Raw genomic sequence first — 17391 nt, forward strand, 5'->3', positions numbered from 1 at the left:
GCGCGGCTGATGACGAGGCGCTGCTTGGTCGGCGCGTTCGGGTTGATCATCTTGTAGTAGATGTCATGCGACAGCGCGTTGGCGAGCGCGAGCAGCAGGCCATCCGCCGTGGAGAGCGCGGCGGCGAGACCGCCGGCGGCCACGAGGCCCGTGATCACGTAAGGCAAGCCTGCGATTTCAGGCGTCGAGATCACCACCACATCGGTGTTGATGCCGAAATCCTGCAAGCGCAGCACGCCCGGATGCCCGGCAATCGCCCGGCATGCCTCAATCGCGGCCTGTGCCGAAGCCGCAGCCTTGCCACAGATCGAAATCAGCGGCGGAATGCCTGGCGCCGAGGGCAGAGAGCCCCAGTTGAACACCCATTGCGGCAGATCCGCGATGTTCTTGCCGATCAGGGTCGAATAGACCTCAAGCTTTGAGAACGCCGCATAGGCCGGAGCGGTGAAGTAGAGGATGAAAATGAAGAGCAGCGACCAGGCCACGGACTGGCGGGCTTCCTTCACCGACGGGGTCGTGAAGTAGCGCATCAGGACGTGCGGGAGCGCGGCCGTGCCGACCATCAGGCAGAAGATCAGCCAGAAATAGTTCGCGGGCGAGTAGCGCGTGAACGGGGCTGTATGTGTTGTGAGGAGCGATTGCTGCGTCGCTAGACCCTTCTGGACGAATTCCTGCTCGAGCGTGGCGATCTGCTGCAGCGCCTGACCATATGTCAGCTGCGGCAGCGGGATGCCGAACTTCTTCGCCGACATCCAGATCACGGGGATCAGGTAGGCGACGATGAGCACGATATACTGGGCGACCTGCGTCCAGGTCACGGCCTTCATGCCACCGAGCATCGAGCAGACCAGAATACCCATCAGGCCGACGAAGCAGGCGAGTTCGAAGTTCATGTCAAGGAAGCGCTGGGCGATGAGGCCCGTGCCGAAGATCTGCGCCACCACATAGGTGAAGGAGCAGGCCAGAAGCACGAGAACGCCGCAGAGGCGCGCCGCGTTGCCGCCATAGCGCGCGGCGAGGAAGTCCGGAACGGTGTAAGCGCCGAACTTGCGCAGGAACGGCGCGATCAGCACCGCCACGAGCACGTAGCCGCCGGTCCAGCCGAGCACGAAAGCGAGGCCATCATAACCCAGGAGGAAGAGCGTGCCGGCCATGCCAATGAACGAGGCGGCGGACATCCAGTCCGAGCCGGTCGCCATGCCGTTATAGAAGGCCGGAACCGAGCGGCCCGCCACGTAGTATTCGCCCACATCCGACGTGCGCGAGACGATGCCGATGAAGGCATAGACCAGGATGGTCAGGCCCATGAACATGTAGCCGAGATATCTCTGCTGCACGCCAAGCTGCTCGAGAATGCCGACCAGAATGATGAAGCCGAAGAAGCCGCCCGTATAGAGCGCATAGATGCGGCCGAGATTGTTGAGGAAGCCACCCTTGCCTGCGATCGAATCTGCCATGGTTGCCTCCCCTTACTCTTCTTCGGCCACGCCGCATTCGCGGTCGATTCTGTCCTGCGCCTTACCGAACCAGAACAACATGACGACGAAGACGATCAGCGAGCCCTGCGCGGCCATGTAGAAGCCGAGCGGGAAGCCGAGGATCTTGATGCCGTTCAGCGGCACCACGAACATATGCACGATGAAGCCGAAGAAGACCCAAAGGGCCATCATGATTTTCATCAGGCGACTGGTCTTTTGCCAGTAGATTTCATCTGTATTGTTAGCCATTCGCTTTTCCTCCCTTGCCGCATTTCACAAGCGGCGTTGAACGGGGGGAACGGAGGCCCCGGTTTGATCCATCGCAATGAAGCCCGAATTGCGCCACGCAAAAGACCGATGCCCACTCTCCCAGTTGGCAAGATGGAGAAAATATGCCTTTCGTCATTAAGACTTTCGGCTAATTCTTCTTAAGCCTTTGATATCGCCTGTGAAAAAAATTCTGACAGGTCGTCGCCCATGCGCCCTGACTTCTTGCGGCTCAGGGAATCGTGATCAAGGCGCGGAAGACCCGGGCCCTGCCCTCGGGAGGATCGTGTCGGCGGAGGGGACCGAACCCCGCCCTTCGGTCTGCAAGATGGACAACCTTTCCTTGATGCGCATCATTCAAGTCGGGGTCGAGCCGTATCCCCGTCTTGATCACAGCCCTTTGGCCTGCGCATCAGGCAGGCTGCGGTCGTCCGGCCACCCGGACGCGGATGCTCCCGGTGACGGATTCCAGCTGGTCTATCATGTGGACCTATGGGATGGAAAAAATTTGCCCGGCCTTGCGCGCTCCGTTGCGCGAGCAAGAATTTTGGCTAGGATATCGCGATCTGCAGTCCAATCATTCCATAATATGAACCTTGCTGCAGATCGCTGGGAGGGGCGTTCGCCGGAACCGGGCTCGCCTGTCTTGCGGAATAGTCGGGCTCCCGGCCTCACGGGGCGGGCATCCGGCGGGGGTCTGGCAGGGTGGAAGCATGACGGAATTGTCTCAGGCGGTCGCCGCGCCGGTGATCGATCAGGCGGACGCCCAAAGGCATCGCGCGCGGTTCATCTGGCCGCTTGAGGTCGTGGCGGCGGGACTGCTGGTGGCGATCATCCTGCTTCTGCTGACCGGTGTCACCTCGCGCTATGTCTTTTCCCTCCCCATCGTCTGGATCGACGAGGCGACTTCGACATCCTTCCTGTGGCTCGCGATGCTGGGCGCGGCCCTCGCGATCGACCGGAACGAGCACCTGAGGCTCACGCTTTTCATCGGCATGTTCCCGTCGCGCCCTCGCGCTGTCGTCGAGGCCTTTGCCCTGGTTGCCGCCGCCGTCTTCCTCGCTGCGATGCTCTATCCGGCCATCGATTACACGATGGAGGAATCATACGTTTCGACGCCCGCGCTGAACATTGCGAACAGCTGGCGCGTTTCGGCCATTCCCTTCGGCATCGCGACGATGCTGCTGCTCACGTTGCGCTATGCGCTGCGCATCTGCGCCCCGCGCGATCTCCTGCTGGCTGCCCTTGCGATTGGCGCGAGCGCTGTCGTGTTCTGGTTGATGATGCCGGTGTTCAAGGCGCTCGGCTACGGCAATATCGCGGTATTTCTCGTCGGTGTGGTGGTGGTGTGCCTCGTCGCGGGTGTGCCCATCGCCTTCTGCTTCGGCCTCGGCACGCTCTGCTTTCTCACCTTCACCACCACCGTTCCGACCCTGGTGATGATCGGTCGCATGGATGAGGGAATGTCGAGCCTCATCCTGCTGTCGGTGCCGGTTTTCGTGCTGCTCGGCTGCATCCTCGACGCAACCGGGATGGGTCGGGCGATCGTCGATTTCCTCGGCTCCCTGCTCGGGCATATCCGGGCGGGGCTGTCCTATGTGCTGCTGGGTTCGCTCTTCCTCGTTTCCGGCATTTCCGGTTCCAAGGTGTCGGACATGGCGACCGTCGCCCCCGCGCTTTTCCCGGAGATGAAGAGGCGCGGCTACAAGCCCAAGGAACTCATCGCGCTGCTCGCGACGGGCGCGGCTATGGCCGAAACCGTGCCGCCGAGCATCGTGCTCATCGTGCTCGGCTCGGTGGCGGGCGTTTCCATCGCGGGCCTCTTCACCAGCGGCTTCCTGGTGGCGATGGTGCTGCTGCTGGTTCTCGCGATCCTCGCGCGCTGGCGTGCCCGCGGCGAGTTGCTGGAAGCCGTGCAGCGCGCGCCGCTCTCGGTCATCGGCAAGACCGCGCTGGTCGCGGCACCCGCTCTGGTGCTGCCCTTCATCATCCGCAGCGCGGTGGGTGGAGGCGTGGCCACCGCGACCGAGGTTTCAACCATCGCGGTGCTCTATGCGATGGTCGTCGGCATCGTGCTTTACGGCGGGATCGGCTGGCGCACCTTCTATGGCATGCTGGTGGAAACGGCCGCACTTTCCGGCGCCATCCTGATGATCCTCGGCACTGCGCTCGCCATGGCCTGGGCGCTGACCCAGACCGGCTTTGCGAACCAGCTCGCGCTCTGGATGCAGAGCCTGCCGGGCGGCTGGATCAGCTTCATGGCCATCACGATCGTGGTTTTCGTGATTCTCGGCTGCTTCCTCGAAGGGTTGCCGGCCATCGTGCTGATGGCGCCGCTGATGTTCCCGATCGCGAAGAAGCTCGGCATCCATGATGTGCATTACGCCATGGTGGTGGTCACCTCGATGAATATCGGGCTGATGGCACCGCCCATTGGCATCGGCTTCTATATCGCCTGCAAGATCGGCAACGTGTCTCCCGATGAGGCGATGGGCGCGATCTGGCCCTACCTGCTCGCGCTGATCATCGGCCTCATCGTGATTGCGGCCGTCCCTGCCATTTCCACCGTTCTGCTCTGAGGGCGTTCTGCTCTGAGGGAGGGAGCAGCACCGCGCCGCCAGATTGTCGTTTCAACCAAGAAGACAAAGCTACCCCAGAAAGCTACCCCAGAAAGCTACCCGAGGAGGAAACCATGACCCTTTCCCGTCGCACCCTGCTTCAGGCCAGCGCCACCGGCGCCGCTCTGGGCACCTTCCATATCGGTCTTGGCAAGGCCCAGACCGCGGAATTCACCTACAAATATGCGCATAACCTGCAGGTGACCCACCCGGTCCATATCCGCGCCACCGAAGCGGCCGAGAAGATCAGGCAGGAGACCAACGGCCGGATGGTCATCCAGATCTTCCCGGCGAGCCAGCTTGGCTCGGATACCGACATGCTGAGCCAGGTGCGCTCGGGCGGCGTCGAGTTCTTCACGCTCTCGCCGTTGATCCTCTCGACCCTCGTGCCCAATGCATCGCTCAACGGCATCGGCTTCGCCTTCCCCAACTACGATGCCGTGTGGAAGGCGATGGATGGTGAACTCGGCACCTATGTGCGCGGGCAGATCGGCAAGGCCAACCTCGTCGTCATGGACAAGATCTGGGATAACGGCTTCCGCCAGATGACCAGCTCCAAAGGGCCGATCAACACCCCGGATGATCTCAAGGGTTTCAAGATCCGCGTGCCGGTGAGCCCGCTCTGGACCTCGATGTTCAACGCCTTCCAGTCGGCGCCGGCCAGCATCAACTTCGCGGATGTCTACACCGCGCTGCAGACCCGCGTGGTGGACGGGCAGGAAAACCCGCTCGCAATCATCGCCACGGCCAAGCTCTTCGAGGTGCAGAAATTCTGCTCCGTGACGAACCACATGTGGGACGGCTTCTGGTTCCTCGGCAATCGCCGCGCCTGGGAGCGCCTGCCGGAGGATGTGCGGACGGTGGTTGCACGCAATCTCAACGCCGCTGCCACCCTCCAGCGCGCCGATGTCGAAAAGCTGAACGCAACCCTGCGCACGGATCTCACCGCCAGGGGCATGGTTTTCAATGATACCCAGGCCGGGCCGTTCCGTGAGGCCTTGCGCAAGGCCGGTTTCTACGCCGAATGGCAGAAAAAATTCGGCGACGAGGCCTGGGCCATCCTCCATAGGGCAACGGACGGCAATCTGGGCTGAGAGCGATCAGCCGCGCATGGTTTCGCTCTGCCCGCCATCCACGGGCAGGGTGACACCGGTAATGAAGCGTGCCTCATCCGAGGCGAGGAACAGGGACGCGGCCGCGACATCATAGGCCGTGCCCATCTGCCCGGTCGGCACCGCGTTATGGCGCTTCGCGATCAATGTCTCGACATCGCCGAACACCCCGGCGATCTGTCGATGGACGAGAGGGGTGTCGATCAGGCCAGGCAGCACGGCATTCGCCCGGATGTTCTGCCCGGCATATTGCAGCGCGATCGCCTTGGTGGCCTGCACCACGGCGGCCTTGGCCGCGGAATAGACAAAATAGGGATAGCCGGTCCAGCGAATGCCGGCGATCGAGGCAATGTTGACGAAAACGCCGCCGCCTTGTTCCAGAAATCGGGGAAGCAGCACCTTCGCGCTGCGCCAGACCGGACCGAGATTGAGATCGATGCCGCGCTGGAAGCTTTCCTCTGTGAGGTCCATCTGCCCGCCGGGCACGACGACACCCACATTGTTGTGCGCGACGTCGATCCGCCCGAACCGCGCGATTGTCGCCTCCACCGCGCGATTGATCGCGTCGAGTTGTGTTACATCGGCGGCAAGCGCCAGCGATTCACCGCCTTCGCCACGGATGATCTCCGCCGTTTCCTCGGCGGCGGCCTCATGGATGTCGATGCAGGCGATGCGCGCGCCCTCGCGCGCATACAGGACCGCAGCAGCCTTGCCATTGCCCCAGCCGGGACCGGAGGAGCCTGCGCCGAGGACGAGCACGACCTTGCCGGCCATGCGCGTGCCCGGATGGAAGGGCGGCATGGGGTTGCGGACTGCCTGGTTCATGTCATCTCTCCCTCGGGGCAGAGGCGAAGCCGGTCGATGGACTTCCTCGCACATGGTCCATGATGTAGACCATTTTTTCCGGAATGCTGATTGTTTTGATCAAAAATCTCCAATAATTACGGAATTTCATGCGTTTCCTGCGAATTTTGATTCTATATCGTGGACTGATGGATCAAAGGTCATGACCGGTTCCGCATCTGTCGAGCGGCTTGGCGCCCAAAGCCCGGTCAGGACCCTGCGCCTGCTGCGGCAGCTGGGGGAAGCCGGCGCGTGCGGCGCCTCGCTCGGCGCTCTGGTGCGCGCCTCGGGGCTCGCGAAACCCACCTGCCGCCGGATGTTGATCGCGCTGATGCAGGAAGGAATGGTGGTGCAGGACCCTGCCACCCGCACCTACTTCCTTGGCCGCGAGATCTACCTGCTCGGCATGCTCGCGGCAGAGCGTTACGGCATTCATCGTGTGGCGCTCGATAGCGTCGCAAGGCTCGCGCAGGAAACGGGCGATGCTGCCTTCCTCCAGGTGAGACACGGGCAGGAAGTGGTCTGCCTCACGCGCGAGGACGGCGGTTATCCCCTCCGCTCGCATGTGCTGAAGGCGGGAGATCGCCACCTTCTCGGCGCGGGTGCCGGGCCGCTCGCCATTCTCGGCGCGATGCCGGAGGCGGAGGCGGAGGCCTATCTCGCGGCCTGTCATTCTGCGCTGGCGCAGCGTTATCCCATGCTCTGGCCCCTTCTGCCGGATCTCGTGAAGGAAAGCCGCGCGCGGGGCTACAGCCTCAATCGCGGTGTTCTCTTCCCTGGTTCCTGGGGCATGGGCATGGCCATCCGCGAGCCTTCCGGCCAGGTGGTCGCGTGCCTTTCGCTCGCTGCGGTCGAGAGCCGAATGCAGCCTGATCGCGAGCCTGAGCTTGTCGCCCTTCTTGCCCGGGAAGTTGAGCTCGTGGAGCAGCGCCTGGCGGGTGATGCCATGCCGCAACCTCAAATCGCCCCTGCCGCGCGCAAAAGGACCCAGCCATGACCGAGACCTTCCGCCGGAGCGCCGCCATTGTTGGCTGGTGCCATTCGCCCTTCGGCAAGCTTGACATCCCCGATATCGAGGGGCTGATCGGCGCAGTGGCTGAGGGCGCGTTGGATGATGCGGGCGTGAGCGCCGCCGAGATCGATTTCGTGACCGTGGGCGTGCTGAATTGCGGTTTCTCGAAGCAGGGCTTCGAGGCGGGTCTCGTGAGCGTCGCGATGCCGGCACTCGCCCATACTCCGGCCATGCATGTCGAGAATGCCTGCGCGACCGGCTCGGCGGCCATCCATGCCGCGATGGATTTCATCGAAAGCGGGCGCGGCCGGATCGCGCTCGTGATCGGTGCCGAGAAGATGACCGCGACGCCCGCCGCCGAAGTGGGGGATATTCTTCTTTCGGGCAGCTATCGCATGGAAGAGGACCGGGTCGAGGCCGGGTTTGCAGGCATTTTCGGGCAGATCGCCAGCAGCTATTTCCAGCGCCACGGGGATCGGTCCGAGGAACTGGCGATGATCGCGGCCAAGAACCACGTTCACGGCCTCGCGAACCCCTATGCCCATATGCGCAAGGATTTCGGCTTCGCCTTCTGCAACACGGTCTCGGAGAAGAATCCGCATGTCGCCGGCCCGCTCTGCCGCACGGATTGTTCGCTGGTTTCGGATGGGGCGGCCGCCCTCGTTCTGGCCGATGCGGAAGTCGCGGCCACATTGCGCCGCGCCGTCACGTTCCGGGCGCGCGAGCATGTGAATGATTTTATGCCGCTCTCGCGCCGCGACATGATTGCCTTCGAGGGCGCGCGCCGGGCCTGGAGCCAGGCGAAGGAGCGCGCGGGCATCACCCTCGACGATCTCGATCTCGTCGAGACGCATGATTGCTTCACCATGGCCGAGATGATCGAATACGAGGCGATGGGCCTCGCCAGGCCCGGCGAGGGCTGGAAGGTGGTGCGCGAGGGCGTGACAAGCCGGGGCGGTCGCCTGCCGGTCAACCTGTCGGGTGGGCTCAAGTCGCGCGGGCATCCCATTGGCGCTACGGGGGTTTCCCAGCATGTGATGGCCGCGATGCAGCTTTGCGGCGAGGCCGGCGAGATGCAGTTGCCCGGCGCGAATCTCGCGGGCGTGTTCAACATGGGTGGCGCTGCCGTCGCCAATTATGTGTCGATCCTGGAGCGCCTGAAATGACCGCCGACCATCCCGAGGGCGGGCTTGCCCGCTGTTCGAACCGGGTGATGAACCTCGCCCATGTGCTGCGGCAGAATGCACGGCGGTTTCCAGATCGGCATGGCCTTGTCTGGGGCGAGAAGAGCTGGACATGGCTGGAGGTGGAGCGCGAGGTGAACGCGCTGGCCGCCGCGCTGCAGGCCCGCGGCCTCGGCAAGGGCGACCGGCTGATCGTGCATTCGAAGAACACCGCGCAGATGTTCTTCTCGCTTTTCGCGGCCTTCAAGCTCGGCGCGGTCTGGGTGCCGACGAATTTCCGCCTGATGCCGGAGGAAGTGATCTATCTGGCGGAATTTTCCGGCGCGAAGGGCTTTCTCTGCCATGGGGATTACCCCGATCACGCGGCAAGCGTGGCACAGAATGTGCCGGGCGTGGAATTCATCTGGCGGCTTGACGAGCAGGCACGCGACACGCGTTTCGGGGAGGCGGATGTCTCCGGGCGCATGGCCGCATTCGGGGGGCAGGGGGTGCCGGATGCGCCCGTGGAGCAAAATGATCCCTGCTGGTTCTTCTTCACCTCGGGCACCACGGGCCGCTCGAAGGCTGCGGTGCTGACGCATGGCCAGATGGCCTTCGTCCTCACCAACCATCTCTGCGATCTGCTGCCGGGCGCGACGGAAGCGGATTCCTCGCTCGTGGTGGCGCCGCTGAGCCACGGGGCTGGCGTTCACCAGCTCAACATCGTGGCGCGGGGCGCGACGACCATCCTCCTGCCGACCGAGAAATTCGATATCGAGGAAGCCTGGCGGCTGGTGGAAAAACACCGCGTCACCAACATGTTCACGGTGCCGACCATCCTGAAGATGCTGGTGGAGCACCCTTCGGTGGATCGCTTCGACCATTCCTCGCTGCGCTCGGTCATCTATGCCGGGGCGCCCATGTATCGGGAAGATCAGAAATTCGCGCTTGCGAAGCTCGGGCCGGTCATCACGCAGTATTTCGGTCTGGGTGAGGTAACAGGCAACATCACCGTGCTGCCGCCTGCCCTGCATGATCCGGAGGATCGCGCGAACACCAAGTTCGGCACCTGCGGTTTCGAGCGCACGGGCATGCAGGTCTCGATCCAGAATGATGCGGGCGAGGAGCTGAAACCCTTCGAGACCGGCGAGATCTGCGTCATCGGTCCGGCCGTCTTCGCCGGCTACTACAACAACCCCGAAGCCAATGCGAAAGCCTTCCGTGATGGCTGGTTCCGCACGGGCGATCTCGGCCACATGGATGAGCAGGGCTTTGTCTACATCACGGGCCGCGCCTCCGACATGTATATCTCCGGCGGCTCGAACATCTATCCGCGCGAGATCGAGGAGAAGATCCTGACCCATCCGGCGCTGGTCGAGGTGGCGGTTCTGGGCGTGCCGGACAAGCTCTGGGGGGAAGTGGGCGTTGCAGTCTGCGTGACGCGCGAGCCGGTGGAAGAAGCCGCGCTCGCCGAGTTCCTGAGTTCGAAAATCCCGCGCTACAAGCTCCCGAAGCGCTTCTTCTTCTGGGATGCGCTGCCAAAATCCGGCTATGGCAAGGTGCCGAAGCGCCTGGTGAAGGACGAACTCGTCGCGCGTGGGCTGATCGATGGCGAAGGGCTCATCTGATATGGCGCGCCCCTCCTTCATCCGGCAGCCCGGCCCGGCTCTGTCCCCGCGCGTGGTCGCGGTGGAAGGGCGCGGCCGCGCCTTTCCGATGCGGCTCGAGGCGGGCCTCTCTCTGCTGGAGGCCGTGCGGCAAGGCTTCGCCCCCGCCGGATTTGCCAGCGGAACGCTGAATTTCGGCCCGCTGGCGCTATCGCCCTTCGCTTATGTGATGCCGGCTCTGAGCCGCGACGGCCAGAACGCGGCCTTCTATTCGGAGACCTTCCGCCCCTCCGGCATCAGCCGGCTGGAATGCGGTGCGCTGACCTTCGGCCGGCGCGATGGCGGGCCCTTCTTCCATTGCCACGCAATCTGGCGCGAGGCCGATGGCAAGCGCTCTGGCGGGCATATCCTGCCGGATGAAACCATCCTTGCGGAGGATGCGACCGTCCCGGCCTTCGGAATCGATGGCGCGCTCTTCGAGGCGAACCCCGATCCGGAAACGAACTTCAAGCTCTTCGGCCCCGTTCCCTCAGCGACAAGAATGACCGATGGCGCGCGCGCCTTCGCCCTGCGCCTTCGGCCCAACCAGTGCTTCCACGCGGCTTTGGAAGGTTTCTGCCGTGAGCAGGGCCTTGCCCGTGCGGTGATCCATGGCGGGGTCGGCTCGCTGATCGGCTCCGCCTTCGAGGATGGGCGCGTGACCGAACCCTTCGCGACGGAAGTGTGCATCACGCGCGGGCTTGTCGAACCGGATGCGGATGGCGAGTTGCGGGCGCGGATCGATGCGGCGCTGGTCGATCTCACCGGCGACCTTGCCGAGGGCCGCCTGAAGCGCGGCGCAAACCCCGTGCTGATGACCTTCGAGCTCATTCTCGCCGAAGCCTGAACCGGCCAAGCCCTTGCTGGCAGAGCCCTGCAGGGCTCTGGCTCTCCCGCGATCCGCCCAAGATGCCCGACGATCGCTTCGGGCAGCATGCGGGAGAGGGCGGGGTTCATCATCACCGGAAGCCCCCGGAAAGCGCTTGATTGTCAATTTTATACAATCTACGAAATACCCCACATTCAATGCCTGCTGGGCCTCCGGGTGGCAGGAGAAGGAAAGCAAGCCATGTCCAAAGACGTCTTTTCCGGCGTGATGCCGGCCCTCATGACCCCCTGCAAGCCGGACCGGACACCGGATTTCGATGCGCTCGTGCGCATGGGCCAGCACCTTGCGGGGCAGGGCATGTCCGGCGTGATCTATGCCGGCTCGATGGGTGATTGGCCGTTGCTCACCGACGAGCAGCGCATGGAGGGCGTGGAGCGTCTGGTGAAGGCCGGCATCAGGGTGATCGTCGGCACGGGCGCGCAGAACCCGATGCGCGCGGCAGCGCTCGCGGCGCATGCGAAGAAGGTGGGTGCGGCGGGGCTCATGGTCATCCCGCGCGTGCTCTCGCGCGGCACCTCGCCGGCTGCGCAATTCGCGCATTTCTCAGGCATTCTCGAAGCAGCGGTGGACCTGCCCTCGGTCATCTACAACAGCCCGTATTATGGTTTCGAGACCAAGGCCGATCTCTTCTTCGCCCTGCATGAGCGCTATCCGCATCTCGTGGGGTTCAAGGAATTCGGCAGCGCCAGGGCGATGTCCTACGCGGCCGAGCATATCGTGAACCGCTCCGAGAAACTCACGCTCATGGTCGGCGTCGATACCGAGGTCTTCCATGGCTATGTGAATTGTGGCGCGACCGGCGCGATCACCGGCGTCGGCAATGCGCTGCCGAAGGAGGTTCTGCACCTCGCGCGGCTCTGCGAGGCGGCGCAAAAGGGCGATCCGGTTGCGCGGCGGCAGGCGCAGGAATTGGAAGGCGCGCTGAAAGTGCTCTCGACCTTCGATGAGGGGGCGGATCTGGTGCTCTTCTACAAGCACCTGATGGTGCTGGAAGGGCACCCGGAATATGCGCTGCATTTCAACCCGACGGATGCGCTCTCGCCCAGCCAGAAGGGCTTCCTCGAGGCGCAGCACAAGCTCTTCAAGGCATGGTACGCCGCCTGGAGCAGGCAGGACTGATCTCGCGAAGGCCAGCCTTTGCCGCTCCCCCTTGCGGCCGGAAGCAGCAGACCCACATCCTTGGGCGACGGCTTTTCGAGCCGGCGCCCCGCCCCGTTGCAATGACGCCGGGCTGCTTGTTGCAGGAGCATGGCATGCGCAAACTGGTGAAGTTTCTCCACACCGTTGCGGCTTGTGGCCTCGTGGGAGCGTTGACAGCCTACATCGTGGTGCTGGCCTTCGCGCCTCAATCCACCCCGCAATCCTATGCCGAGATGCGCCAGACGCTGAGCGCTCTGTCGAATTACATGCTCTTTCCGTCTCTGGGCGTGGGGCTTGTCTCCGGGATCGTGGCGATGATGGTGCACCGGCCGTTTCAGGATCCGCGCTGGGTATGGGCCAAGGCGCTCCTCGGGTTCAGCATGTTCGAGGGCACGCTCGCCATCGTCCAGGCCAGGGCGAATTCCGCGGCGGAGGAGGCACAGAGGATCGCGAGCGGCAGTGGCGATGCGCAGGCTCTGGCGGGCATCATCGCGAATGAATGGATGGCGCTGGGCGCCATCCTCGCGCTCTCGGCGGCACAGATCGCGCTCGGCATCTGGCGACCACGCCTCGGAAGCCGCTGAGCCGGCTGCCGCAGGTTTGATTGCGCTGTTCCCTCAGCCTTCGAGGGCGGAGATCATCGCCACGCGCTCGGCATGGCGACCGCCTTCGAATTCCGCCTCTAGGAAGGCATCGACAATCGCCAGCGCAAGAGCTTCCCCCACCACGCGCGCGCCGAGCGAAAGCATGTTGGCATCGTTGTGCTCGCGGATCATCCGGGCGGAATAGGGTTCGAGGCAGACGCCGCAGCGAATGCCCTTCACCTTGTTCGCGGCCATCATGATGCCCTGGCCCGTGCCGCACAGGATGATGCCGAAGCGGCAATCCCCCGAGGCCACGTGGCGCGCGGCGGCCTCGGCATGGTGCGGGTAAGGCGTGCTTTCCGGCGTCACCGGCCCGATATCCACGGCAATCCAGCCCCTGGCCGCGATATGGGCGGCAATGGCCCGCCGGAGCGGGATCGCCGCGTGATCGCTGGAGAGGACAATGCGCTTCTGGGTCATGCGCATCGGTTAGCGCCAGAAGGCGACGGATTCCAGACCTTTCTTGTCGAATCCCGCGTGTTTCTGGACAGGGAAGTCGCCAGCCGGTGCAACAGACCGCGCTTCACCGGCTGACAGGATCGCCATCGGCGGTTATTTCATGCAACGGGCCCTCGCGACCGGAATCGCCGGCGCGACCCGCGAAGGGAAAGTCGCATGCCAGGACGGGACCAGGCCCTTCCGCATTGTCTTGCCGCACTGGCGATGCTGCTGGCGGCACCCGTGGCGGCGCAGGATCGGCAGCCGGAGCGCGTGGTCTCTCTCAACCTGTGCACGGACCAGCTTCTGCTGGATCTCGCGCCGCGCGAGCGGATTGCCGGTTTGAGCCCCTTTGCGGCCGATGCCGCGCAGTCCTTCCTTGCGGGGCAGGTGCAGGGGCTGCCGATCCTCTCCGGCACGGCGGAGGAAGTGATGGTGATCAGGCCTGATCTTGTGGTCTCCGGCACCTTCACGAAACGTGCGACGCGCGAATTCATCCGTCGGCAGGGCATCCCCATCGAGGAGTTTCCGCCTGCGCGCACGCTCGCGGAAACCCGCGCGCAGATCGCCCGCTTCGGCGAGATAGCGGGAGCGCGCGAGAAAGCCGCGATCCGCATCGGCGAGATCGACCTTGCGATCCGGGAATTGCGGGCGGCGGCATCGCCTGGCAAGCTGCGCATCCTGCCGCTTGCCCGTCGCGGCTGGGTGTCCGGCGCGGATTCGCTGATCAGCGAGCTTCTGGCCGAAGCGGGCCTTGTGAATGCCGCAGGCGAACTGGGCCTCGCGGCAGGCGGAATCGTCCGTCTCGAACAGGTGATCGCCTTGCGCCCGGATGCCATCCTGCTCTCGCGCGAGGATGACCATCCCGAGGACCAGGGCCGCGCCATGTTGCTGCACCCGGCCCTTCAGGCCATGTTTCCGGCCGAGCGCCGTCTTGTCGTGCCGGAGCGTCTGACGGTCTGCGGCGGGCCGATGCTGGGCGAGGCCATGCGGAGCCTCGCGCGGCAGGTGAGCCGCCTCAAGCCGCGTGACCCGGATTGAACCCTCTCCACTTTCCGTTCGGCCCATGCCCGAAGGCGGATGCCGCCACTTCCCTCGCTTGGATCGCGATCCGGGCCAGCCTGTCGAAGGAAGCTGACGCCAAGCTGCGCGCAGGGATCAAGGGCGGGCCGCCTCCCAGGGCAGATTCCGCAGGTCCGCGAGCCTTCTCAAGGCGCAAGCGCGGCCGAACGGGCGGGATCATGCGCGAGCAAGGGCGCAGCCGACACAGGCGGCGCGACGGGTGCTGCCGCCGGAGCCGGCCCCTTCGGTGGCAGCAGCGTGCCGCGCCAGAAATCCGGCCGGCGCGCTCGATCATGCCCCAGCGCATACATCGCCTGCATGTAGGGTATATCGAAATCGATGGGGGAGACGCCGGGCCGGTCGGTATCGAGATAGGCCATCCCGAAGCGGATGCCATTCTCCCGCGACTTCTGCTGCGCGTTTTCGAGAGCCAGCATCAGGTTCGATTTGATGATGCTTGCCACTGCCCAGCTGCCGATTGTGCCGATGCGCGCCGGGATCTCGCGCGCCTCCGGGTAGAGCTTGTTGTGAATGATCACGTAGAGAGCGCATGGCTGACGCCTGCTCGCGCAGCCGAGCCCCGCGCCGGGGAAGAGTTCCAGCCCCGAATAGAAGCCGCGCAGCACGCCGGCATCTGCGTGCAACTCGCCAGGCCGTGCGCCGGGCAGCGGCACGGGAGGGAACAGGACAGGGACACTGATCGCGGCCGTGAGCACGTCACGGAACAGGGCGAGACGGTCAGGCCGCTCGGAATCGGCCAGAGCACCGAGGTTCCAAACGGTGACGCGCTGCGCATCAAGGCTGCTGGTGGCGATCAGCAGGCGGCGCCCCTTGCGGTGTTCGCGTGCGATGCGCACAAGCAGATCGTCGGTGATATGCTCGTCTATGAGCGCGCGCAGTGGCTCATGTCGGTAGAGGCCAGGCTGCCAGACCAGATTGCCGACGCCGCCGTCGAGTAGCCCCGCGATCTTCGGCCCGGTATAGAGCCCTGCGATCAACTCGTCGTAGTTCCGGCCGAGAAAGGCGAAGGGTGCGATGAGCGCTCCCGTGCTGACGCCGGTGACGACATCGAAAGCCGGCCGCGTTCCCGCGTTCGACCAGCCCGCCAGCGCGCCGACGCCGTAGGCACCGTCCGGCCCACCGCCCGAAAGCGCCAGCACCGTGTGTCGGTCGCCGGCACGGCGCTTGGGAACCAGATCGGACGGAGGTGAATCGGCGAAGTAGCGGATCGCGGCGAGGTCGGAAGCCGGAAGCGACGACGAGGCCTGCGCGGCGGTCTGTTCGGTCGTCATGCACCCTGTGGCCGGCAAAGCCAGTGCGAGAGCGGCAGCCAATCCAAAGGCCCGTCTTTGCCAGCGCAGCACCCTCATGGACATGGCGGGCTTGCTCCAGCCGATTTCTGTGTTCGCCGCGGCGACCGTCATTCCCGATTCCCCGCCTTGAACATCATGTTCGACCGGAACAGTCGAAATGCCATATCCGAATGGACCGGATTCGCCAAGCGTCATGGGGTATCCGCCAGCGGGAATAAGCCGCGATGCACACCCCGATGCGCAGGCAACGGATGCTCTGCGATGCCGCGTGCGCCGCGCGGGCACCTCGGCTACATCGTGGCGCCGATCTGCCAGGGAACGAACTCGGCATCGCCATAGCCGAGAAGCTCGCTCTTCGTGCGCTCCCCCGAAGCGATGGCGAGCAGGCGATCGAAGACCTCCTGCCCCTTCCCGGCGATGCTCGCGCCATCGAGGATATCCCCGCAATTGATGTCCATGTCGTCGATCATGCGGTGGAAGATCTCGCTGTTCGTCGCGAGCTTCATCGAGGGTGTTGGCTTGCAGCCATAGGCCGAGCCGCGGCCCGTGGTGAAGGCCAGCAGGTTCGCGCCGCCCGCGACCTGCCCGGTGGCGGCTACGGGGTCATAGCCCGGCGTGTCCATATAGACGAACCCCTTCTCCGTGACGGGCTCGGCATAGCGATAGACGGCGTTCAGCGTCGTGGTGCCGCCCTTCGCCGCCGCGCCGAGGGACTTTTCGAGAATGGTGGTGAGCCCGCCCGCCTTGTTGCCGGGGGAGGGGTTGTTGTTCATGCTCATGCGGTTGCGCGAGGTGTAATCCTCCCACCAGTGGATGATCTCCACGAGTTTCTCGCCCACCGCCAGGTTGCGCGCGCGCCGCGTGAGAAGATGCTCCGCGCCATAGATTTCCGGCGTTTCGGAAAGAATGGCCGTGCCGCCATGCTTCACGAGGATATCCACCGCCGCGCCCAGGGCCACATTTGCCGTGATGCCCGAATAGCCATCCGAGCCGCCGCATTGCAGCGCGAGCATCAGCGCGCCGGCATGCGCTGTCTCGCGCTGCACGCGGTTGGCGGCCGGCAGCATCTCGCGGATCGCCGCGATGCCCGCCTCGACGGTTTTTCGCGTGCCGCCGGTTTCCTGAATGGCCAGCGTGCGGAAGCGATCGCCCTCCGAAAGCCCGTAGGCTTCCTTGAACTTTCCGATCTGGAAGGCCTCGCAGCCGAGCCCCACGAGGATTGACGCGCCCATGTTCGGGTTCGCGGCATAGCCGAAGGTGGTGCGCTTCAGAACATCGATTGCCTCGCCCTTGTCGGCGATGCCGCAGCCTGTGGAATGCACCAGCGGGATGACGCCATCGATGTTCGGAAAATCACGCAGGAGCCCCGAGCGGTTGATCTCCTCCGCGATGAACTTCGCGACCGAAGCCGAGCAATTCACGCTCGTGAGGATGCCCACATAGTTGCGCGTGCCCACGGTGCCATTGGCGCGGCGATAGCCCTGGAAGGTCGCCTGCGCCTCGAGCGGCAGGATATCGGGCTCGCGGCCATCCTCCGCGTGGCGATAGTCCCGCGCAAAAGCGGCAAACGCGCAGTTATGCTCGTGAATCCAGTCGCCCGGCTCGATCGGAGCCGAGGCAAAGCCGATGATCTGGCCGAATTTCAGCACTGCTTCGCCTGGCGCGATGCCCTTCATCGCAAGCTTGTGGCCGCGCGGGATGCGCACCTTCACCCGCACGCCCTCGATGATCTGTCCCTCCGGCAGCACATCCACGGCGATCACCAC

The 17391-nt window shown here is 64.4% G+C and carries 15 protein-coding genes; 9 read left to right on the top strand and 6 right to left on the bottom strand.

All coding sequences use genetic code 11. The features are described from left to right. The coding region (locus ACKODO_RS04970; RefSeq protein ID WP_408982346.1) for a VC_2705 family sodium/solute symporter at nt 1-1457 on the bottom strand (1457 nt) is incomplete at its 3' end. A gap of 12 nt (nt 1458-1469) precedes the next feature. After that, on the bottom strand, nt 1470-1727 hold the full coding sequence (locus tag ACKODO_RS04975; protein WP_408982347.1) for a DUF4212 domain-containing protein: 258 nt from the start codon (nt 1725-1727) through the stop codon (nt 1470-1472). A gap of 731 nt (nt 1728-2458) precedes the next feature. Between ACKODO_RS04975 and ACKODO_RS04980 the strand changes: the two genes are divergently transcribed. Both ACKODO_RS04980 and ACKODO_RS04985 read left to right on the top strand, forming a co-directional pair. Next, nucleotides 2459-4324, top strand: a complete 1866-nt coding sequence (locus ACKODO_RS04980) for a TRAP transporter large permease subunit (protein ID WP_408982348.1) — start codon at nt 2459-2461, stop codon at nt 4322-4324. Between the two features lie 113 nt (nt 4325-4437). Beyond that, the gene (locus ACKODO_RS04985; RefSeq protein WP_408982349.1) at nt 4438-5457 is read left to right on the top strand and encodes a TRAP transporter substrate-binding protein; all 1020 of its coding nucleotides are present in this window, start codon (nt 4438-4440) and stop codon (nt 5455-5457) included. A gap of 6 nt (nt 5458-5463) precedes the next feature. On the opposite strand, the gene ACKODO_RS04990 is transcribed toward ACKODO_RS04985, so the two are convergent. Then, nucleotides 5464-6300, bottom strand: a complete 837-nt coding sequence (locus tag ACKODO_RS04990; RefSeq protein ID WP_408982350.1) for an SDR family NAD(P)-dependent oxidoreductase — start codon at nt 6298-6300, stop codon at nt 5464-5466. A 181-nt stretch (nt 6301-6481) separates the two neighbouring features. Here ACKODO_RS04990 and ACKODO_RS04995 point away from each other — a divergent pair, with 181 nt between their 5' ends. The 6 genes from ACKODO_RS04995 to ACKODO_RS05020 all read left to right on the top strand — a co-directional run bounded on the left by ACKODO_RS04995 (nt 6482) and on the right by ACKODO_RS05020 (nt 12752). Next, nucleotides 6482-7315: an IclR family transcriptional regulator gene (locus ACKODO_RS04995; protein ID WP_408982351.1), complete on the top strand. Its 834-nt coding sequence runs from the start codon at nt 6482-6484 to the stop codon at nt 7313-7315. Further along, nucleotides 7312-8496 (top strand): acetyl-CoA acetyltransferase, encoded by a 1185-nt coding sequence (locus ACKODO_RS05000; RefSeq protein WP_408982352.1) that lies wholly within the window; start codon nt 7312-7314, stop codon nt 8494-8496. The genes ACKODO_RS04995 and ACKODO_RS05000 overlap by 4 nt, the downstream gene beginning before the upstream one ends. Beyond that, entirely contained in the window at nt 8493-10121 is a 1629-nt protein-coding gene (locus ACKODO_RS05005; protein WP_408982353.1) for an acyl-CoA synthetase, read from the top strand. The genes ACKODO_RS05000 and ACKODO_RS05005 overlap by 4 nt, the downstream gene beginning before the upstream one ends. 1 nt (nt 10122) lies before the next feature. Further along, complete coding sequence (locus ACKODO_RS05010) at nt 10123-10986, top strand: DUF296 domain-containing protein (protein ID WP_408982354.1); 864 nt, start codon at nt 10123-10125, stop codon at nt 10984-10986. Between the two features lie 222 nt (nt 10987-11208). Continuing rightward, nucleotides 11209-12147, top strand: a complete 939-nt coding sequence (locus ACKODO_RS05015; RefSeq protein WP_408982355.1) for a dihydrodipicolinate synthase family protein — start codon at nt 11209-11211, stop codon at nt 12145-12147. Between the two features lie 134 nt (nt 12148-12281). Then, nucleotides 12282-12752 carry a DUF2269 family protein gene (locus ACKODO_RS05020; RefSeq protein ID WP_408982356.1) on the top strand — a complete coding sequence of 157 codons (471 nt, stop codon included), beginning with the start codon at nt 12282-12284 and terminating at the stop codon, nt 12750-12752. 33 nt (nt 12753-12785) lie between these two features. Here ACKODO_RS05020 and rpiB read toward each other — a convergent pair whose 3' ends face one another. Next, nucleotides 12786-13232: a ribose 5-phosphate isomerase B gene (rpiB, locus tag ACKODO_RS05025; protein ID WP_408982360.1), complete on the bottom strand. Its 447-nt coding sequence runs from the start codon at nt 13230-13232 to the stop codon at nt 12786-12788. A 195-nt stretch (nt 13233-13427) separates the two neighbouring features. Here rpiB and ACKODO_RS05030 point away from each other — a divergent pair, with 195 nt between their 5' ends. Further along, nucleotides 13428-14291: an ABC transporter substrate-binding protein gene (locus ACKODO_RS05030; protein ID WP_408982357.1), complete on the top strand. Its 864-nt coding sequence runs from the start codon at nt 13428-13430 to the stop codon at nt 14289-14291. 167 nt (nt 14292-14458) lie between these two features. On the opposite strand, the gene ACKODO_RS05035 is transcribed toward ACKODO_RS05030, so the two are convergent. Continuing rightward, nucleotides 14459-15736 (bottom strand): patatin-like phospholipase family protein, encoded by a 1278-nt coding sequence (locus ACKODO_RS05035; RefSeq protein ID WP_408982358.1) that lies wholly within the window; start codon nt 15734-15736, stop codon nt 14459-14461. Nucleotides 15737-15915: 179 nt separating this feature from the next. After that, nucleotides 15916-17391, bottom strand: a 1476-nt coding sequence (locus ACKODO_RS05040) for a UxaA family hydrolase (protein ID WP_408982359.1), incomplete at its 5' end; no start/stop codon positions are given.

Origin of the sequence: Rhabdaerophilum sp., from assembly GCF_046092605.1 — a bacterium.
Classification (GTDB): domain Bacteria; phylum Pseudomonadota; class Alphaproteobacteria; order Rhizobiales; family Beijerinckiaceae; genus Rhabdaerophilum.